The organism is Mesobacillus boroniphilus JCM 21738, from assembly GCF_000517385.1.
Taxonomy (GTDB): domain Bacteria; phylum Bacillota; class Bacilli; order Bacillales; family Cytobacillaceae; genus Mesobacillus; species Mesobacillus boroniphilus.
Genome location: NZ_BAUW01000042.1, coordinates 1 through 18,487, shown reverse-complemented (window position 1 = coordinate 18,487; position 18,487 = coordinate 1). Strand labels below are relative to the sequence as shown.

Annotated in this window: 22 protein-coding genes and 1 pseudogene; 7 read left to right on the top strand and 16 right to left on the bottom strand. The window is 41.5% G+C overall.

Going from position 1 to position 18,487, the window contains the following annotated elements; translation table 11 throughout:
- Positions 1-437: 437 nt before the first annotated feature.
- Positions 438-614, top strand: a complete 177-nt coding sequence (locus tag JCM21738_RS24390) for a hypothetical protein (protein WP_156315518.1) — start codon at positions 438-440, stop codon at positions 612-614.
- Positions 615-624: 10 nt separating this feature from the next.
- On the opposite strand, the gene JCM21738_RS12600 is transcribed toward JCM21738_RS24390, so the two are convergent.
- The 3 genes from JCM21738_RS12600 to JCM21738_RS12590 are packed head-to-tail and all read right to left on the bottom strand — an operon-like array spanning position 625 to position 2,293.
- Entirely contained in the window at positions 625-1,536 is a 912-nt protein-coding gene (locus JCM21738_RS12600; RefSeq protein WP_081742124.1) for a DUF817 domain-containing protein, read from the bottom strand.
- 33 nt (positions 1,537-1,569) lie between these two features.
- A complete protein-coding gene (locus JCM21738_RS12595; protein WP_023626074.1) occupies positions 1,570-1,791 on the bottom strand; it encodes a helix-turn-helix domain-containing protein in 222 nt (73 codons plus the stop codon).
- Between the two features lie 10 nt (positions 1,792-1,801).
- On the bottom strand, positions 1,802-2,293 hold the full coding sequence (locus JCM21738_RS12590) for a DUF2975 domain-containing protein (RefSeq protein WP_023626075.1): 492 nt from the start codon (positions 2,291-2,293) through the stop codon (positions 1,802-1,804).
- A gap of 377 nt (positions 2,294-2,670) precedes the next feature.
- Between JCM21738_RS12590 and JCM21738_RS12585 the strand changes: the two genes are divergently transcribed.
- Positions 2,671-3,423 carry a plasmid pRiA4b ORF-3 family protein gene (locus tag JCM21738_RS12585; RefSeq protein ID WP_023626077.1) on the top strand — a complete coding sequence of 251 codons (753 nt, stop codon included), beginning with the start codon at positions 2,671-2,673 and terminating at the stop codon, positions 3,421-3,423.
- A 598-nt stretch (positions 3,424-4,021) separates the two neighbouring features.
- Here JCM21738_RS12585 and JCM21738_RS26745 read toward each other — a convergent pair.
- The 4 genes from JCM21738_RS26745 to JCM21738_RS25900 all read right to left on the bottom strand — a co-directional run bounded on the left by JCM21738_RS26745 (position 4,022) and on the right by JCM21738_RS25900 (position 7,983).
- Entirely contained in the window at positions 4,022-5,017 is a 996-nt protein-coding gene (locus JCM21738_RS26745; protein ID WP_279380317.1) for an SEC-C metal-binding domain-containing protein, read from the bottom strand.
- A gap of 253 nt (positions 5,018-5,270) precedes the next feature.
- Entirely contained in the window at positions 5,271-7,241 is a 1,971-nt protein-coding gene (locus tag JCM21738_RS12575) for an MBL fold metallo-hydrolase RNA specificity domain-containing protein (RefSeq protein ID WP_243463013.1), read from the bottom strand.
- Between the two features lie 14 nt (positions 7,242-7,255).
- On the bottom strand, positions 7,256-7,489 hold the full coding sequence (locus tag JCM21738_RS25905) for a hypothetical protein (protein ID WP_243463012.1): 234 nt from the start codon (positions 7,487-7,489) through the stop codon (positions 7,256-7,258).
- The gene (locus JCM21738_RS25900) at positions 7,483-7,983 is read right to left on the bottom strand and encodes an MBL fold metallo-hydrolase (protein WP_243463015.1); all 501 of its coding nucleotides are present in this window, start codon (positions 7,981-7,983) and stop codon (positions 7,483-7,485) included. Before JCM21738_RS25900 ends, JCM21738_RS25905 begins: the two co-directional genes overlap by 7 nt.
- Positions 7,984-8,345: 362 nt before the next feature.
- Between JCM21738_RS25900 and JCM21738_RS12570 the strand changes: the two genes are divergently transcribed.
- Positions 8,346-8,987, top strand: a complete 642-nt coding sequence (locus JCM21738_RS12570) for a pyridoxamine 5'-phosphate oxidase family protein (RefSeq protein ID WP_023626080.1) — start codon at positions 8,346-8,348, stop codon at positions 8,985-8,987.
- A gap of 187 nt (positions 8,988-9,174) precedes the next feature.
- Here JCM21738_RS12570 and JCM21738_RS22510 read toward each other — a convergent pair whose 3' ends face one another.
- On the bottom strand, positions 9,175-9,657 hold the full coding sequence (locus tag JCM21738_RS22510; RefSeq protein ID WP_052019691.1) for an SGNH/GDSL hydrolase family protein: 483 nt from the start codon (positions 9,655-9,657) through the stop codon (positions 9,175-9,177).
- Positions 9,658-9,689: 32 nt separating this feature from the next.
- Positions 9,690-9,932, bottom strand: a complete 243-nt coding sequence (locus tag JCM21738_RS22505; protein ID WP_052019689.1) for a hypothetical protein — start codon at positions 9,930-9,932, stop codon at positions 9,690-9,692.
- 395 nt (positions 9,933-10,327) lie between these two features.
- Here JCM21738_RS22505 and JCM21738_RS12560 point away from each other — a divergent pair.
- From JCM21738_RS12560 to JCM21738_RS12550, 3 genes and pseudogenes are all read left to right on the top strand, one after another.
- A pseudogene (locus tag JCM21738_RS12560) lies at positions 10,328-11,601 on the top strand (MFS transporter).
- A gap of 153 nt (positions 11,602-11,754) precedes the next feature.
- Positions 11,755-12,201 (top strand): hypothetical protein, encoded by a 447-nt coding sequence (locus JCM21738_RS12555; protein WP_023626083.1) that lies wholly within the window; start codon positions 11,755-11,757, stop codon positions 12,199-12,201.
- A gap of 105 nt (positions 12,202-12,306) precedes the next feature.
- Positions 12,307-12,600, top strand: coding sequence for an SdpI family protein (locus JCM21738_RS12550; protein ID WP_023626084.1), 294 nt, complete (start codon positions 12,307-12,309; stop codon positions 12,598-12,600).
- A 20-nt stretch (positions 12,601-12,620) separates the two neighbouring features.
- On the opposite strand, the gene JCM21738_RS12545 is transcribed toward JCM21738_RS12550, so the two are convergent.
- Complete coding sequence (locus tag JCM21738_RS12545; protein WP_023626085.1) at positions 12,621-12,809, bottom strand: hypothetical protein; 189 nt, start codon at positions 12,807-12,809, stop codon at positions 12,621-12,623.
- Between the two features lie 787 nt (positions 12,810-13,596).
- Here JCM21738_RS12545 and JCM21738_RS26740 point away from each other — a divergent pair.
- On the top strand, positions 13,597-13,728 hold the full coding sequence (locus JCM21738_RS26740; protein WP_023626087.1) for a hypothetical protein: 132 nt from the start codon (positions 13,597-13,599) through the stop codon (positions 13,726-13,728).
- A gap of 69 nt (positions 13,729-13,797) precedes the next feature.
- On the opposite strand, the gene JCM21738_RS12535 is transcribed toward JCM21738_RS26740, so the two are convergent.
- The 6 genes from JCM21738_RS12535 to JCM21738_RS12510 all read right to left on the bottom strand — a co-directional run bounded on the left by JCM21738_RS12535 (position 13,798) and on the right by JCM21738_RS12510 (position 18,074).
- The gene (locus JCM21738_RS12535) at positions 13,798-14,355 is read right to left on the bottom strand and encodes a thioredoxin family protein (protein ID WP_023626088.1); all 558 of its coding nucleotides are present in this window, start codon (positions 14,353-14,355) and stop codon (positions 13,798-13,800) included.
- A gap of 128 nt (positions 14,356-14,483) precedes the next feature.
- A complete protein-coding gene (locus tag JCM21738_RS12530) occupies positions 14,484-14,921 on the bottom strand; it encodes a GNAT family N-acetyltransferase (protein WP_031308115.1) in 438 nt (145 codons plus the stop codon).
- Between the two features lie 198 nt (positions 14,922-15,119).
- The gene (locus JCM21738_RS12525; protein ID WP_023626090.1) at positions 15,120-16,226 is read right to left on the bottom strand and encodes a DUF4030 domain-containing protein; all 1,107 of its coding nucleotides are present in this window, start codon (positions 16,224-16,226) and stop codon (positions 15,120-15,122) included.
- Entirely contained in the window at positions 16,216-16,794 is a 579-nt protein-coding gene (locus tag JCM21738_RS12520) for an RNA polymerase sigma factor (protein WP_023626091.1), read from the bottom strand. The genes JCM21738_RS12525 and JCM21738_RS12520 overlap by 11 nt, the downstream gene beginning before the upstream one ends.
- Before the next feature lie 341 nt (positions 16,795-17,135).
- On the bottom strand, positions 17,136-17,573 hold the full coding sequence (locus JCM21738_RS12515) for a nitroreductase family protein (protein WP_243463011.1): 438 nt from the start codon (positions 17,571-17,573) through the stop codon (positions 17,136-17,138).
- Between the two features lie 72 nt (positions 17,574-17,645).
- Positions 17,646-18,074 carry an acyl-CoA thioesterase gene (locus JCM21738_RS12510; RefSeq protein ID WP_023626093.1) on the bottom strand — a complete coding sequence of 143 codons (429 nt, stop codon included), beginning with the start codon at positions 18,072-18,074 and terminating at the stop codon, positions 17,646-17,648.
- Positions 18,075-18,487 lie beyond the last annotated feature (413 nt).

Genomic DNA, 18,487 nt, shown 5'->3' with positions numbered 1-18,487 from the left:
ACATGAAACTGACCCATTGTCGATCGGCCACTATTTGAATAATATCACCAATAAGAAGTACCCCTTGCTTGTTCACATCATTTTCCCTGAGACACCGGGACGGTCCTGACGTCTCAGTCTGGAATCAAAATAGTTAAGAAAACCCTAATTAATCTTGGCTGAATCTATGCAGTACAAGATAAAAAAGAAGTAAGACAAACCTCATTTCAGACTGGCCCTAATTAAATGGTTAGATCCTTTCATTCACGAGACGCCGGAACCATCCCCTTGCTGCACCTCTGCTCCACGGGCTAATTTCAAAGAACTTCTCTTAATGATACGATTTCAATATCGGAACAATAAAAGTGCAAAGTATGGTCCTCGCAGTCTATTACTTCGTATTTCTTCTTCTTTTCCCAGTCTCTATCGCTTATGTCGTAAATCTCGAGGGACATCTGATGATAGATGCCTCCGCTTTCAAAATCGATATGATCCGGGTCATGGAAGCGAAAGCAGGAAATGTACTGTTTCTTTTTATCCTTGATAATAAAATCAATGTCGAGAAAACAATGGCCATCGGCAGCATTATTTTTAAAGTTCAAAAGGAATTGATCAATGAGCTCGATGTTTTTTAACGAAAAATCTTTAATTTGTTCGGTAATCATGGCCATATTTTAAATCAATGCTCATCACTCCCCTGCAAAGCTTTATTTTTATAAAATAGTTGGTTCCTGCTGCGACGGATCTTCCTTTAATCTGCTTTAACGTCGACACAATCAGGAAGCTCACAATCACCAATAAGACCCACGAGCTTACCTTTCCTAGATGTACGAGACTCCATCCATCGGCTTGGTTCGGATATTTCCAGGCCGCCAGGAATGTTGCGATATTTTCGGCAATCCATATGAAAAACCCGATCAGCATGAAAGACAGCGCGAGCGGCATGCGGTAGCGTGCCCCATTCACCTCATAAGTGACCCATGATTGCCAGAAGACAATCAATACGAGGCCGGCTAACAACCAGCGAAGGTCCAGCCAAAAATGGTGGGTGAAAAAGTTCAAATAAATCGCTGCCGCAAGAGGGACCACGATCAAAAACGGCGGCCATTTCACCAGTTCAACCTTCAATCTTCTCCACGCCTGGGAAAGATAACTGGCTACGCTCGCATACATGAAGCCGCTATACAAAGGCACCCCAAAGACTTTGAAGTATCCTTCGTCCGGGTAAGACCAGGAGCCCATATGCGTCTTGAAAATTTCAAGCGCAAGACCGATGAGGTGGAACAATGTGATGACCTTTAGCTCATCCTTTGTTTCAAGCCCTGAACGCACCATCCACCACTGCATGAGAAGGAAGATGATGAGCAGCCAGTCATACCGCGGCAGAAATGGGAGCGGGAGGTTTTGTGTAATGGCCAATGAGGCAAAAATCACAACCGGAAACACACACGATAATGCCTGCTCCCAGCCAAAATGAAATAGCTGTTTAACGGCAGTTCTTATCCGGGCACTTAAAAGTTTTTTCCGGGAGTTCTGCCGTTTGATTGAAAGATCCATTAAAAACACCCTCTTCATTCCAATTCAGCCATGTCATTGGCTGGCCTCATCATCGATCCGGTATTCCAGTATATCTCCAGGCTGGCAGTCCAGCGCCTTGCAGATCCCTTCGAGAGTTGATAACCGGATTGCCTTCGCTTTCCCGTTTTTCAAAATAGAAAGGTTAGCCATTGTGATCCCAACCTTATCCGATAATTCCGTCACACTCATTTTCCGTTTCGCCAACATCACATCAATATTGATGATAATCGCCATTTTTTTCACCTCAGACCGTTAAATCGTTTTCAGACTTGATCTCAATGGCTTCTTGCAAAAGCCTTTGGAGGACAGCAGCAAAGACTGCAATGACCATGGAAGCACCAATGATGACCATACCGATTAAAATCAGGCCTGGTGCATCATCCCATTCTGCGATGACATAGAAGCCTGGCAGGGCTGCCACATACAAGAAGCTGATCATGACGGCATAGTTTTTTATTTTTTTCAAAGCTCTTACAGACATTTCCGAAAAAGCCTCATTCTTGTCGATATAGCTTAAAAGATTGAGTGTCTGATACAGCGCAAGATAAAAAGGAATAGCCGTTCCATACATAAGTAATAGGAGTCCTATTATCACATATCCCAGCCAAGCCCCGTTCATAGCCTCATGGATTGCTTCATACGCTATTTTAGGCAATAACAATACACACAAAGCGAGAACCGGAGTTCCAATGACAAAAACAGCTATTTTTAAAAAGAGCGTTGAACCGCGTTTCATAAAAAGCACCTCACCTGAATATTTTCATACCGATTATAATGAAAAATTTATTGTTTTTCAATAAATATTTTATTTATTTTGATATTTAATTATCGTAAGACTCATTGGCGGTTCTCTCGTCTCATTCGAGGATGTGTTTGTTTTTATGCCAGCCCCTTCAGCAGAATTCGAAGCGAGAAAGAGTGAGGCTGGCAGAACAAGAAAGAGGATAGACATTGTCCACCCTCTTTTTCACATCATATCACTTTCACGAGACGCCGGAACCGTCTCCATATCTCTTTTTATTGGCGTATAATACGAAAACATTATATTCTATAACTAAAACCCCAGTATAGACGAGCATCCATGTATCAGAATCAATATAGAGGAGGCAGGCTATGAACAAGCAAAAGCTGCTGAAAGATTTTTTGCTGAACATCCGCTCATTAGATTCATTCAAAAATCTCAGCCCTTCTGACCAGGAAGAGGTGGACCAGGAACTTCGGAAAATCGAATCGATGCTGCCGGAGCTGGCAGGCGAACCGGAAAAGAAAATCCCGAAGCGAACTGGTAAGGCTAGCAGGAAAACGTACACTTACCAATTGAAAGTTTCCTTGAAAGGGGCACGTCCGCCGATTTGGCGCAGGATACTGGTGCCAGCCAACATCAAATTCCATAAACTTCATGAAATTATCCAAGCTGCCATGGGCTGGGAGAATTACCATCTATACAGCTTTGAAATCGACGATACTCTCATTGAAGTGCCGGAATCTGGTGAATTCGGTTTCTTCCTTCCTAGCTTCCGCGATAAAGAAGACTCAAAGAAAGAGCGGCTCGATAACTGGGTGGACGGGGAAAAGTTCAAATTCATTTATACCTATGATTTCGGCGATAACTGGGAGCATACCATCCTTGTTGAAAAGATTGAAGAAAGTCCGGAAAAGCTTGAACATCCTGTATGCCTGACAGGAAAACGCGCCTGTCCGCCTGAAGATTGCGGCGGCATCTATATGTACAGGTCACTGGTAACCGGGGATGAACAATTACATGGAGAATACGAGGAAGAATTGCTTGAATTTTACGATGACTTCGATCCCGAAGAATTCGATTTGGAAAAAGTCAATACACGGTTGAAAACGATAAGATTTTGAACTACTCCACCTTAATTTTCTAACCAAAATTTGAAGGTGGAGATTCCTGCGAACACCAGTGTATCCACCAGTTATTGAGCAGGCTAACCCCGGCGCACCGACGGTTAACAGTACAGATGGCTTATTAGTCTCCTGCGATGTTGCTATCTTGTACGTTGAACTCGCCCGCACCCTGCTGTAGCTTGTTTTTCGCAACTTCGGTATGCGTGGTAGCGAATGATGCTTGGATATTTTACATGACAGAGCCGTTACCTGTCACAACCCCATATATCCAGTTTTCAAAGAGCTACTTACAGTAATATTACACCATGCGAACAAGTGTTTTGTCTATCGCAAACCGACATTCATCTTCCACTTATTTTTGGGCTGCGCCCTGCACAAAATTGAAGTAGGAGTCTTCTGTCGGAAAATGATAAAAATGAAAGGAGGGGCTGTCTTCCATCGATGGGAGCACCCCTTTTATGTGTGTATAAATCATCGTACATGATTTACAAAATGAGAGTAAATTCAAACTCAAATCCACTTGGTTTTGCAGTAAGAGCCTCTCGCTTCAATGTATAACCCGGCAAGGTCTCGGACTATCCATACCTGCCTTCAATTACTTTCCGCAGCATTTTTTATATTTTTTACCGCTGCCGCAGGTACAGGGATCATTCCTTCCTATTTTAATTTCGACTTTGACTGGCTCCTTTTTTTGCACCATGGAGAAGAAAGAAGCCATACTCTCATCATCCACTCCCATATCTTTAAGCTCATTTCTCCATTGTTTCAGCTGAGGATGGTCGACTCTATTCATAACACAGTTGCAATAGAGGGCTTCCGTAAGGTCGACAAACCACGAAGCATGATCTTCATTCAATACTTTCTCAACCGAGGGAATGGAACGGACCGACAGCTGTGTACATAGAGCATAGGCCACAAGAGTTCGAACAGGTTCCATTTCCACTTCTTCCATTAAATCCAATAATACTTCCTCGGCATGTTCACTCTTGATTTCCCTAATTATATCCAATGCAAAAGGACCCGTTTCTTCATCGTTGACATAAGGGGTTGCAGCATCCACTACCTCATCTGTTCCTATTTTGATCAGTGACTTAATAGCTTCCTCTACCAGCAGGTCGTCATCCAGTTCCCTGAAAAGAAGCTTTACCAGCTGAGATGTGAATTGGTCCATTCTCTCAATTCCGGCAAGCATGACAAAGAAAATCTCATGGACAGTGGCAAAATCCCCCTCTAACGCCTGGAATATCATCTTTCCAACAAGTTTCCGGTCCCAATCCTTCCTCATCGATAACCTCTTGAGGATAACTTCTGCCAGCATGAATTTTGCATGATCATAACGGGTTTCTATAGCAGCAGCAAGCTTCGCCAGCTCAGCAAAAAGCTCAGGTGCAGCCATAGAGTCCAGCTTCAGCAATTCATCTAGGTACTGCCTTCCTTTCTTATCAAGAAGCTTTGTCACTTCTTCCTCGTTTTCTTTCAAAAAAGCAGACGGTGCCCCTAACAACAAGTGAACAGCTGTCCGGAAATCCTCAGTACCTTTTGGATACATCTCTGCATCTCTCAGCAATTGAAGGAAGTTGTCTTCTGACATTGGAAATTCCCTGGCATAAAATAAAGGAATATGATGCATTGCTTTTTTGCTTCGGCTTATGTTTGACTCTAATACGAGAGAAAATGTACATTCATTCGCAAGATAACTTTTCTCCAAAAGACGCAAAGCAAAATCCCTGACAATGGGATCTTCATGATTCAAAAAAGGATGAACTTTGTTTAAAAATGTTGTTTCCATACAATCTCCCTATCTATTTATGCTTTTGTATTCTTCAAAAGGCCAGCCTTGTCCCTCAGGCTTCAAGGGTATATCCGGTTAATTGCCTGATTTTTTCCCCTGCGGCTGCTATCTCTGTTGGCAGTGGAGGCTGGCCGAGCTTCAGGGCTATTTTCTTTTTGTCCATATGAATAGATGGATTCTTCTTTAATTCCCACTCCGGCGGCAGGTTTTCCAGGGTAATCCTGATGATTTCATTTTGTTTCGGCTGCTTTGCGTAAGTGACAGCCATGCCTGTGCGATAGGACAACTCCTCCAGATCCGCTTCGTGATCCTTTGCGATCTCGGGACTGATGAAGTGGATTTCCATCAATGGTTCGCCATTATGCTGCTTCATGCTTGTCTTGTAAATCGTAATCCCCCGGTCTGCTGCCCATCGTTTTGCTTCTTCAATCGCCTGGTTATTTTCCATTCTGCCAGATCCAGCAGGAACCCGGAAGATATCGTCTTTGCCCGCTGACAGCCCCGTCATATTGGACTTGTTATTATATTGGAGAGTGAAGCCAGTCCTTTCAGCAAACACCTTCCTAATCTCCTTGCCTTTAGCTGGCTCATCCAGCCCAATTGAGACTTTCTTTTCAGCTAAATGAATCGATATGGACCCAATAGGATGACCATGCAGTTCCGCTATCAGTCCTGGGAACAAATCCTGGCGAACCGAGTCCGATATCTCTGATGTCCAGCCTGTTCTTTTTTTCACGAAAGAAATAAGGTTTTTTCGTTCCTCCATATCAATATGATCCGGGAAGTCGAAGTACAAGGTGATTCTTTCTTTTTCAGTGCCAGGACCATCGATTCCAGACCGTAAAAAGCCCCGCATTGTCTTGAACAGTTCTTTCACCTCGCTGATGGCTGCAGTTGGATTCATTTTAGCTCCTGGAATATCGAACTCCATATTGGCCAGCATCCTGGTCGTTTGCTCATTAAGCAGGTATGCAAATCCATTCTGGACTTCTTTCTTCTGGATTTCAGACAGACTTTGCAGAGCGAGCGCAATCGCCAGTCGTTCCTTCAGTCCGGCCGCTTCCAGGATTTGAAAAATCGCTTCAATATCCAGCCACTTATATGGAAGCCTGCTCCATTGGACCTGTTCAAGGATGGGCCGGTTAAAGCTGAACACTTCTCCGACCTCCTCTGCCATCTCGTCCATTGGACCGTTCCACTTCATGACTGCTTCTGCTACCTGGTGCTTTTGCAGCTTCACATTCTTCCCTTTGACCGACTGGCAAAATAGAACCTGTGTCTTAGGATGCACCCCCGTGCAAAGAGCCGCCTTATATCTCTTCTCACCTTCCGATTGGTAAAGAAGAAGGCTCCCGACCCACTTCCGCAGCTCGCTATTTCGATCATCGGCCTTGAATCTTTTCCCTTTTACGCCTTTACCTGAACCCCTTGATTCGAAAATATAGTTTTCCCCATTCTCCACCAATATCGGTTTGTGAAGAGGGTCAAGGATTTCGGCCAGCTTCAGCCTCGCCTGGTCATCTCCATGCACCAGCAGAGTATATGTCGGGTTCATTGTCTGGATAAATCGCTGCATTTCGTTTGCATCGGCGTGGGCTGACAATCCATACTTGCTGATTCTGCACTTAACGGGATATGTCACTCCATTCAACTCGATCGTTTCCTCTATCCCATCTGCCAAGTCCAGCAGCTTCCGTCCTGGGCTCTCTTCATCTTGATAACCGGTAATGAAAATGGCATTTTTTTCACCGGAAACAAGCCTTTCCGCATACCAGGTACTCGCGCCTCCCGTCAACATCCCGGAAGAAGCGACAATGCAGCCCGGCTTTCCCTGCAGTATCATTTCCCTTTCCTTCGGTGTGACGGCCCGGCATCTCTCAGTCAGGAAGGCATCGCCGTTTTTGGATATACGATGCGAAACCGGTCCTTTTAAAAAATGAGGATAATCCCGGTAAATCCTGCTGATTGGCGTGACGAGTCCGTCGACAAAAATTGGAAACTCGGGAATCAGTCCTTTATCCATATAGTCCTGCAAAATCAATAAAACTTCCTGGGCTCTACCAAGCGCAAAAGCAGGAATAAGGCAAAACCGCCACCAGAAACTACTTCAGCTACGTGATCAGCAAGCCTCCGCTCCTCCGTATTCCTGTCCGTATGAGCACGGTTTCCGTAAGTAGATTCCATCACCACGACATCAGGGTTGATTGAATGAGGAACCTCAGCTCCCGGAATCGTCCTGCCAGCCTTGAAACTTAAATCACCTGTCACCAATAAGCTCTCTCCGCCGCCCTCGAGCAAAAACATGACGCGCCAAGTATATGGCCTGCCCTGAAGTTCGTTATCGTGATATTGCCAACTTGAAGTCTATTGCTTGCAGGAAAATGTAGAATCGAGTTCAAGACGGAGTCCACCTGCTGCTCAGTATAAGACGGCAATGAATGCGATTGCCGTGATCTCATTTCCATGATCTTATAGGAATCTTTCATCATGATCCTCATTAGATCACAGGTTGGCGGTGTCGCATAAATCGGAACTTGTGGATAAAGAGAATGCACCACAGGGAGTGCACCAATATGGTCAGCATGAGCGTGGGTGACAAGGATGCATTCCGGACCTTCTGCCTGATCAAGCATTCCGAGCATTGGCATAATTTCGTCACCATGCATTCTCATTCCCGCATCAATCAATACAGACGTTCCCTCCATCTTTACCAGCAAGCACGAAGCCCCTACTTCATTTCCTCCCCCAAGCACTCTTATTTCCATCAAAATCACACTCTCTTTTCAGTTTCCCTTCATTTTAGCATGAAATGAAGAGACACATCACGGTTTTCGCGTCTCATCCGGGAACCGGAGAAGCATGGGGACGTACCTTTTGCTCCCAAACTTGATAAGTTGAATAGACGCATGGGTACGCCCCCTCGCTTCCTTTTTAAATCAAACGTTTGATTAAAAGAAATATAAAGCTGCACAAAGACGTTTCCGCTGTCCTGAGGTCTATTCAATTAACCTAGGCAAAACCCGTCTCCCCGTCTCTGCAAATTACCTCTTTCGTTCAGGGATAGTAATGCACCAAAATTCAATAAATGGTAACATTGTTACAAATCCCCAATTCGAAAGGTGACCTCATGATATCAAACTATAAAGATATAATCTCAACACAGGAAGAATTTGAAGAGTTTCGTTCTACTATCGGAAATCCAAGCCCAAGGGCTGCGAATAAAGTTATTTCTTTTATTGACGATCATTGTAAGAACTTTATTTCAAAGTCTCCCTTTTTATCTATGTCCACTTCTAACACTGACGGCCAATGTGATGTTTCACCACGTGGCGATTCTCCTGGGTTTGTGGCAGTTCTTGATGATAAGCATCTTTTTATCCCAGAACGGCCTGGAAATCGAAGAATGGATTCCGTTCATAACATTATTACGAATCCTCATATTGGGCTGCTCTTTCTCATTCCTGGACTAGGCGAAACTTTAAGAATCAATGGGAAAGCTTATATCTGTCGTGATTCTGAACTTCTGGAAAAAACAGCGGTTAATGGAAAGGCTCCTTTGTTTGGTATTTTGGTAGAAGTTGAAGAATGTTACGCTCATTGTGCTAAAGCATTTATCAGATCAAAGTTATGGCAGCCTGACTCATGGTTACAGACGGATGCCCTTCCTTCTGTCCCCAATATGCTAGTTGCGCACTCAAAACTGCCAAACACGACCGCTGAACAAGTTGCAAAGGAATTAAATGAAGGATATACAACCAGGCTTTATTAATCAGACACAGAAAACATAGGGACGAGTAGGCACAGACACGGTTCTCGCGTCTTACTAGGGAACAAATGAGAAGCAAAGTGACGTACCCTTTGCTTCTGGATACTGGTGCCCTCCCAAGCCCCTCACCCTAATGACATTTATTTTTCCCGGGTGACCGGAACGGTTCCTCTATCCCCGAGCTTTTCTCTCAGGGCCGCTTTCTCCCAAGCAAATGATGATAATTCACTAGCCCATAAGCCATAAGTAAGCTTTGATGGATGAACTCCATCACTGAAAAATCCCCACCGTTCCTATTTAATCTTGTTGACCAATCTCTTAGCCGGATTTTCTTATCATTGTAATGAACTCCATTGAACTTTGAGGCAGTAGTCAACAGTTCATTTCCCAATATATCCACCAAATTCCCGATGAAAAATCTGATTAAAAATGGAAATGCCGGAAAGTCTTTGATCGGCGGCATATTGGCAAACACGATGGTCACTTCTTCAAACTTTGATCTCAAATCTGTCACTAGATTTTCTGATTGCTTTTGCCAGGACCATGGAGTATTAAGAGTGAAGGCATCATTGGCCCCAAGGCCGATCACTATCAAATCCACTTTGTTGTCAGGAATCACCGGAACAATGGTTTCTCTAATCTTCTTTAGAGTATAGCCGCTTTTTGCATACACTTCCCAATGGACCGTCGCATTCGTCTTTTCTGCTAATTCTTTTGCAAAACACCCGCGAACCCTTCCTCATGATGATTAACCCCCACGCCGGCAATCGAACTCTCCCCCAGAAATATAAATCGAAACTCTTGGTCACCTTCAAGTTTTACCATGCCTGTATTTCCTTTCGCTTCCGGTAACCGAGGCGTACTTGCTCTGACCCTCTTTCCTTGAAAATATAAAAATGGCAAGAAAGGAACAATGATAATACTGCCGAAAAAGTATAATAATCTCATATTTCTTTACGATCCTTTCACTGGGTTTATAGGGACACAGAGACGGTTCTCCTGTCCCTTTAAATTACTTTTCCCTATCAAGGCATCATAACCTTCCCCTTATTCATTATTCATAAAGTTTTGTCTCTCCAGGTACTTCAGCACTGTTTGTGAAAATTCCTGATGCGATTGCTTCGTATATTTGTTGATGGTGTTTAATTAGGCCTTATAATAACCCATCCACGTTGAATGTGTGGCAATTCTATACGGAATTAAAGCTTAGTTAAATTAACTGCGCTTTTCTGTCACCTTTGCCGAAAAAAGAGACCATGAAGAAGCTCGGTGCTTCAGTAGTTATCATGACCGGTGCTAAATATCCATATATATAGCGTAAAAGCTAACGGGAGTAAAAATCATTGGACAAACAAAATAGCAGGTTTAGGTGGGTTGTATTTTTTTCCGTATTGTTTACTTACTTATTAATGTCGAGCCAGCGCACAGCTCCGGGATTGATTACAGAGCAGGTGATGAAGGATTTTGATGTAACAGCAACAACGATTGGGTTACTGACGAGTATGCAATTCTTTGTTTATACTAGTTTGCAAATTCCCATGGGGATTTTGGCAGATCGGTTTGGACCCAATTTTTTTCTCATTATAGGTGCAATCGTTACTGGGGTAGGCACGATCATTTATAGTCTTGGGACACATGAGTTTGTCTTGTTTTTTGCCAGAATCCTTACGGGAATTGGAGATGCGACCATTTGGGTCAACTTGGTATTGATTTTAGGCCAATGGTTTAAAGTAAAGGAATTTGTTCGATTAATTGGTTTCGCGGGAATGACGGGAAGTCTTGGATTCCTCCTGGCGACAGTTCCTTTCTCGGCTTGGATTGATTTACTTGGTTGGAGGGCAGCATTTTTTTCTGCGGGCATAGCGTTATGTTTAACCGGAATTCTTCTTTATATTGTACTGGTAAAGAAACCAAGACAACTCTTTCATAATGAATCGGTACCTGTAAAAGATGAAATTCAACCTCAAAACGTTAGGATGTTACTGAAAAGAATCGTTTCGAATCGGCAGGCATGGGCTTTATTCTTCTGTCATTTTGGGGTTGTTGGCGTCTATGTGGGCTTTATTAGTTCATGGGCAGTGCCTATGGGATGAATATGTATGATATGACACGATCAGATGCCAGTCAACTTATAATGGTTGGTCTTATAGGGGCACTTATAGGGGCTCCACTAACCAGTTGGATTTCGAGTCGGCTTGGAACCATTAAGCGTCCTTATGTCATTGTTCATTTTATTATTTTAACAAGCTGGTCTGCTTTCCTTTTATTTAAAGGAAATCCTCCACTTTTCATGCTCATTATGCTTTTCTTTATCATCGGCTTTGGATTTGGAGCAAGTGCCTTAACTTTTGCTGTCGTCCGCCAATCCTTTCCTATTAGGGAATCTGGCTTAGTATCTGGTTTTGCGAATACTGGTGGATTCCTAAGTGCTGTTTTACTGCCAGGATTTTTCGGAAAAGTATTGGATCATTTTCAGTCTGTTTCAGGCACTATGACTGAAGGCTATTCTTATGGCTTCATCATTCCAGTCATCTTTTCTCTAATCGGCTTGTTTGGAGTGAGTACGATTAAGGAAATGCGTCAGCCTGAATCGGTTGAACCAGAATCCTCCCTCTAAAATAGGAGAACTATAAACAACCAATCTTTCTTTTTTAACAATGAGTGAGTGTTATAATATATTCATCAAAGTCAGGTTAAATCATTGAGGAAATAAAGTTAGAACATTGCCATGTTCCCATGAAAGTCTGCTGAAGTTTCGAGGAGGATTTATTTGAATAAGACTGTAAAAGCAATCGGTGTTATTGCCATCAGTATTCTTATATTTTTGGGCGGTTATTTTGCCGGGATCAATAATAGGGAAACAACAAGGGAAGTTAGAATAGGGTATCAAGACAGTGCTGATCCTAATAGAATTGATTACTCCACCATTTTTTCAGATACAAAGAACCAAACAATCATTGATAATTTCCTAATGATTTATTTACAGAAAGAGAAGCTTGAGAATGTGGATATAAATATGGAAAGTCCGGATATTTTGATTATGGTGCTGAACCCAAAGCGGTCGGTTGGATTAATCGATTCTAAAGTGTGGTTTACCAGTGAAGGTGCCGTGATTGCTGAACGCGTTGGGGAAAGCTGGGAGCAAGTTGACTATTTTATAATTGATCAAAGTGATGCTGACTATATCAAAAAAGTAATCGATGGCCAAGAAGGTTAGTATTCATTAACCAACTGATGGCTGGTCAAGGAGGACCAACCGCCCTTTGTTCAATTCGATTTTAAAAGAAAAATGGAAGCCGCCATAAATATTGGAGGAATTCTTATGAATGAAGGGTTATTATTTGGCATCATTATTTTATTGGCAGGAATCATCCTTTCCTTGTTTCCTCCAAAAAAGATCAATAAAATTTATGGTTATAGAACCTCGAAATCGATGAGAAGTAAAGAAAATTGGGATAAGGCAAATAGGTATAGCAGTCGTTTGATGATTCTCTTTGGTGTGATCATCCTTCTATTTTCATTTGTTATTAGAAGCCCCATACTCAATTTAATAAACCTTGGAGCTTCAATCATACTAATTTTCATTCTAGTAGAAATGAAGATTTCAAAGGATTAAGATTCCTTGTATATGAAAACTCAATCTGAAGCATTACTTCTATGATGTTTTATAAGATAATACACTGTACCTGAACCGTTAAATGCCATTACTCCGAAATAAATTCCGATTGGATAGTTTGGTATTAAAATAAGTAATGCAAAGCAGCAAGTTGCGTAAAACGACCTGGCTGCTTTCTCCTTATAATTCAACTCTTTCCAAAGTTTCATGTGGGTTCCCCTTTTTATCATTACTACTCCCTTTGAATTAAAGGTGGTTTCTTGTAACTGCCGCTTCTCTCTTAACTGGTATCAATAAATCAACTTTCCTTCAGGCTCTCTGGAAGGATAGTCATTGAGATGTTCATTATTGAATTAATAAATAAAAAAGATCACAAAAAACAGAACAATTGTCCATATGTAGGAAGTAAGGATTGTCTTACTAATACGATTGTTATGTCTTTGTTTCTTGTGCTCAATCGAAAAAATAAAAAGGAATATCAAAAATAGAAAGTATATAAGGAAAACATATAAGAGTGACCGCCACTGTTCAACCCAAGTCATAATGGGACCTACAGTTCCCCCTACTAAAAACAGAATGATAGATAAAACACCAACCGAGATAGTAATCTTGGGCATCACATTCCAAAAGGATCGTTCTAAAATATTGTTACTCTTTTTTGACTCAAATAAAAAAATTAAATAGAAGCAAGATAAGACTACCGTTACGATAATAAATGTGATGTAAATGTTGTTTGCTGGAGCCCAATTAGAAAAAGAGCTAACAATTCTATTACCCTCATTCCATTCTAATACCGCCATTAATATTCCTATAGCACCTAATGTCAGGATTTGAAGTAATAACCATTTCACCCGGCATACACCTCCTGACTATATTACGAATGACTATGGAAAAAGTTCTCAAATAATCTCATTTTTCGACATAACTACTTTTTTCGTATAGTAAGAAAAGCGCAAGCGCCTTGTTTAGCCCCGACAAGCGCTGGAGGGCCTGACAGTGAAGTCGTTCTTTGACTTCATTGGCAGGACCGAAGCGACTCGAGGGGCTAGGCGCTGGAGCCAGACAATTCTCGAAGTGAAGATTTATACTTTCTTATCTGGTAATAAAGGGCAGACTCCCCACGGGTAGCCTGCCCTTTATCCTCTAATTAAAAGATTCCTTCATTCCTAAGCATACTAGTCTAATCCCAGAAAAAACCTACTTCAAAATAGCTAATAACGTCTCTTTGAAACTATCATAAACATCCGACCAAAGAGCTGAATCCTCTGTATACCTTTTTCTTAAAGAACCAAAGGCCTCCTTTTGTTTCTCCGCAAAGGAGGGATCCTCTTTTGGTGGCAATGCACCACGAACTTCATCAACGATTTGCTGAGCTTTAGGTGCCCGAGGTCCCCACTTGCCAAGTAAATCTCCTTGATTATTAAAGATTAAAATCACCGGAATTGCACGTCCACCGTTTGTTAAGTGGCGATCAATTAAATCGGTATCTGCATCCCGTAACGCGACGCGCATTTCAATATCTGCAGCTTCCGCCAGTTTGCGAATAACAGGATTGATCATCATCGCATCTCCACACCAATCTTCGGTGATCGTCAGGAAATGAAGTTGATATGGTTTTAACTTTTCAGCAAATCCATCTGCCGGGAGATGAAATTGTTCATAAACAGCAAAACTTTCCTCTTTTAACGTGCTCATTTCATTCATATAAGTTTGAATTGATTTTCCCTCTTCAAAATACTGTTGTTCTGTTTTCATTTAAATTCCTCCTATGTTAGATCCTTCTGGTAAGGTAATGCAGGTATCGTCACGGCAATCCCTGCTTTCAACTGGATTCAGAATATATGCTAGGGAATTCTTCTCTAGTTGAAGCATTAGCCCTATTTTTATAACGTTTTTCTAAATGAATAGCACCATTTATCATAATCTAATTTCTCTTCATAAAAACGGTGAGCTTTGTCTCGCTGAATTCCTGATTCTAATGCCACATATTCTGCTCCATTTTCTTTTGCCCAGTTATGTATATAATTTAATAATTTCTCTCCAAACCCAGATGAGCGGTAAGCACTATCCGTTACCAGATCATAGATAAAAACGTGACGTTTATTATAGAAGTTAAATCTCCAGCTTAAACCAGCTACGGATACAATCCGATTATCTTTATATAAAGCATACAAAGAATACCCATCTTTCCTCATTTCTTCTAGTAAGTCCAGATATGTCTCTTGATTCAACTCAGTACGTAACTGATTCAAAATTGGAAACGCTTCTAGCCATTGTTCTTTATCTGTTAATTCTTGTATTGTTTCTGCCGTAGAATTCATAGTTGCACCCCTAAAAATTTTATTAGAATTAAATTCGATTTTAAACTCATAAATCCTTCCTGGATTAACCACCCTGAAGTGGAAAGTGGGACACAGGTAGCGGATAGTCGGAATTTCTGCGAGAATGTGCATTATCGTTACTATAACCATGGAATGCCTACTAAAAAAATAGCAGAAAAAGCATGGGATTTCCCATGCTTAGTTGCTTATCACCTTCATCTTCTTTTTATCACTACTCGAGATGACGACCTGGTATTTTTCATTCTGGATGTTGTTCAGCGCTACATCTGATTGAAGAAAATCGAGAACTGTTTTTTCAATCTCTTTTACCACAGCATCAACATCTGGATCAGATGACTCCAGAACCAATTGAATCGAAATGTAAAAATGCTCTTTTTTATTATTCGTAAAGCCGACGGAATTGATTTTGTATTCCGGCTTTGCTTTCAAACCTGTGGCAATCGCATCAAAAATTTCTATGAATTTGCCGCCACGTTCTTCCAAACCAGGATCATATGTGTATACCTTCACTTCAAGTTCGCCAAGTTCCCTTTGTTTCAGCTTTTCTTTTATTTCGAGTGGGATCTTCTTAATATTCGGTTCGGTTATCGGAAGCTCGAGATTGACTCGATTCACACTGATTCCACTTGTGTGCCTCGGTGAATCATAATTGTATTTGCCCAGTACTTCATATACCGTTTTCTCTATTTCAGCAATCTTTTTATCGGCTTCTACATCAATCTTGCTCCACTGTTCAGCAGCTTCCGGATCGTTGGCCACCCTAATGTCGAAATCATCTTCATTCCTGTCCTTCAGGATATCACTAATCATATCTTTAATGGGTATCTTCATTTCGTTATAATATTCCTCGGTATTAAACACCATGGCTTCAATATATTTTTCTTTTCTATTAACATGAAGTGCAATGTTTTTAAAGTCCTGCTCCATGATTGCTTGATTTATCTCATTTTCAAGGGTCATCACCTGGACTTTATTTTCAAAAATCAGGTTAAGGTACGGAATCTGGGCTGCAACTTGTGCTACAGCTGGGGAAACAAACGCTGTGCTGATGAAAAGCCCAAGGACTGCTGCAGCGGTAAGCGACAAAATGGCCATTCTCTTTTTTAGGATGACGCTTCTTTGCTTTCTTGAGTTTCTCTGAAACCTATTCCAATCATCTTCCACTTGTTCTTCTGCTTCAGAGGTGATTGGTTTATTGGGGATGTCCTTGATGAATTGAATAACACTTTCAGGAACCTCCAGTTGCTCAAGCGATTCGATTCGGTCTTTTTTATTAGATTCCATTGGCCTTCACCTCCTGTAAAAATTGCCCTGATTCATGCAGAATTTTCCCCAAGCTTTGTTTTCCCCGCTTCATCCTTGCTTTTACCGTATTGATATTTTCATTGAGTATGATTGAGATTTCCTTCACAGACATGTCCTCATAATAATAAAGGAAAAGCGGTAAGCTCTGGTCTCTTTTCAATCTCATCAGGTGCCTGACCATTTCACTTTTACTTTCTTTATGTATGGCTATTTCTTGAGCTGACTCAGAAGTGATTATAATTTGAGCTTCCCTATTTTTATCATAATCTATGTACGTCAGGCGATTATTTTTACGGTATAGGTCTATCGACCGTGAATATACAAGCGTATAAAACCATGCCTTGAAATTCGTGATGTCTTTCTTTTTCATAATGCTGACATATGCACCCTCCAGAGCAATCTGCAAAGCATCCTCTGCATGCTCTTTTGACCGAAGGATTAAATAAGCTGATTTAAACGCCGAAGACAACAATGGCGTAACGAGGATACTGAATGCCTCATGGTCTCCTCCTCTAATTCTATCGATTAATTCCTGTTCTTTATTCATTGAGGAACCCCCCCTTTCATTTGCTACATAAGTATAACGAAATGAAATAAATATTTGGTTGCATTTTATAGGAATAATTTTATAAAATGACCTATTAATTTATGCGCACATGAAGCATGGGGACGTATCTTACGCTTCCATTTTCTAAATAGTATCAGTACTTTTCACCTAATCCGAGCCACAACAAAGAAGCAAAGGGTACGTCCCTTCGCTTCTAGAATAATCACGATACTGATCGTAGTGAACAAGTCCATTCATTGGCAGCCGGTCACGCGGGGCAGGGTTTTCTGCTGGATACCCTAATGAAAAACCAACAACGGGTACGACATTTGGCGGTAAATTCAGCAGTTCACCAATTTGGTCACAATTTGCAAGGGTAGAGCCATATAGCAGATGCCCAGCCCCTCATTTTCAGCTGCTAAAGCGCAGTTTTGTGAGGCCAAAGCTGCATCAATCGCCCCGATCATGAAGCTCATGTAATTATCAAAATGTACAGGTGCATCGTTGAGTGCAAGCCATTTTCTCATTCTATTAAAATCAGCACAAAATGTTAAAAGGATAGGAGCATCAACAACCATCGATTGCTCCATATGGGCATTGTATAACTTTTTCTTAAGTTCCTTGTCTTTCGTGACGATGATCGAATAGGTTTGCATATTGCCGCTTGAAGAGGCACGAATACCCGCCTCTAAGATTTTGTTCAGCAGATCTTGACTGACTTCCCTATCTTCATATTCTCGAATCGATCGGTGGCCGTGGATCACATCATTCAATTCCAAAACAATCACTCCTAATTATCGATTATGGATAAAGGGACGCTTCCGCCCATCCCCGCGTTTCAACCTTTGTTTCTATTTTTCTAGTTCAACTAAATATTGCTTTAATCGCTCTTTTGTTTCAGAGGAAAGTGGCGCAGATTTTCTAGTGTGCTCGTCCATTTGCACGATAACGGTATCTGCCACTGCAGCAAGCCTTCCTTTTTGATAGATTCCTTGAAATAAAGAAAAGGAACTGTTGCCAACTCTTGTAATGGCACTGCCGATCTCAATTGTTCCAGGCCACCGTATTTCAGAAATTAAGTCCAGCTTTAGACTTGCTATGACAAACGAGGCGTTTTCAGCATGCAGCGGCTCGTTTGCATATAGAAGCTCCGTTCTTCCCGTTTCCAAAAAGGTTGAAAACAGTGCGTTATTTACATGTCCCTGACGATCCGTATCTGCATATCTGATCTTGTCAAATGCCTTTAATGGAAAAGCTTCATATTCTGGTCTCATCTGCATCACTATCATTCCTCCTATATCTATGCTTCTAGATTCATTTTCTGCTAGATACCTTCAACACCCTGAGCAATAAATCCTTCTTGAACATACCTTTACTACATTTCTGGAGTAGGCTTCCTCCATTTTTTTAGTTGTTCTACAGCATCATTAACACTTTCTAGACAGGTTTGAGCTCTGCATCCTGAAACCTGTCACAATAACCACGCTTTCTTGACAGCTTTGGGCTATGTACCTTGAAACCTGTCACAATAACTGCTTTTTCTTGACAGCTTTGAGCTCTGTACCTTGAAACCTGTCACAATAACCACGTTTTCTTGACAGCTTTGGGCTATGAATCTTGAAAGCTGTCACAATAACTTCTTTTTCTTGACAGCTTTGGGCTATGTACCTTGAAAGCTGTCACAATAACTACG

Coding starts and splice junctions, on each gene's coding strand:
- JCM21738_RS24390 (WP_156315518.1), top strand. CDS start 438: ATGATAGATGCCTCCGCTTTCAAAATCGATATGATCCGGGTCATGGAA.
- JCM21738_RS12600 (WP_081742124.1), bottom strand. CDS start 1,536: ATGGATCTTTCAATCAAACGGCAGAACTCCCGGAAAAAACTTTTAAGT.
- JCM21738_RS12595 (WP_023626074.1), bottom strand. CDS start 1,791: ATGGCGATTATCATCAATATTGATGTGATGTTGGCGAAACGGAAAATG.
- JCM21738_RS12590 (WP_023626075.1), bottom strand. CDS start 2,293: ATGAAACGCGGTTCAACGCTCTTTTTAAAAATAGCTGTTTTTGTCATT.
- JCM21738_RS12585 (WP_023626077.1), top strand. CDS start 2,671: ATGAACAAGCAAAAGCTGCTGAAAGATTTTTTGCTGAACATCCGCTCA.
- JCM21738_RS26745 (WP_279380317.1), bottom strand. CDS start 5,017: ATGTCAGAAGACAACTTCCTTCAATTGCTGAGAGATGCAGAGATGTAT.
- JCM21738_RS12575 (WP_243463013.1), bottom strand. CDS start 7,241: ATGGATAAAGGACTGATTCCCGAGTTTCCAATTTTTGTCGACGGACTC.
- JCM21738_RS25900 (WP_243463015.1), bottom strand. CDS start 7,983: ATGGAAATAAGAGTGCTTGGGGGAGGAAATGAAGTAGGGGCTTCGTGC.
- JCM21738_RS12570 (WP_023626080.1), top strand. CDS start 8,346: ATGATATCAAACTATAAAGATATAATCTCAACACAGGAAGAATTTGAA.
- JCM21738_RS22505 (WP_052019689.1), bottom strand. CDS start 9,932: ATGAGATTATTATACTTTTTCGGCAGTATTATCATTGTTCCTTTCTTG.
- JCM21738_RS12550 (WP_023626084.1), top strand. CDS start 12,307: ATGAATGAAGGGTTATTATTTGGCATCATTATTTTATTGGCAGGAATC.
- JCM21738_RS12545 (WP_023626085.1), bottom strand. CDS start 12,809: ATGAAACTTTGGAAAGAGTTGAATTATAAGGAGAAAGCAGCCAGGTCG.
- JCM21738_RS12535 (WP_023626088.1), bottom strand. CDS start 14,355: ATGAAAACAGAACAACAGTATTTTGAAGAGGGAAAATCAATTCAAACT.
- JCM21738_RS12530 (WP_031308115.1), bottom strand. CDS start 14,921: ATGAATTCTACGGCAGAAACAATACAAGAATTAACAGATAAAGAACAA.
- JCM21738_RS12525 (WP_023626090.1), bottom strand. CDS start 16,226: ATGGAATCTAATAAAAAAGACCGAATCGAATCGCTTGAGCAACTGGAG.
- JCM21738_RS12520 (WP_023626091.1), bottom strand. CDS start 16,794: ATGAATAAAGAACAGGAATTAATCGATAGAATTAGAGGAGGAGACCAT.
- JCM21738_RS12510 (WP_023626093.1), bottom strand. CDS start 18,074: ATGCAGATGAGACCAGAATATGAAGCTTTTCCATTAAAGGCATTTGAC.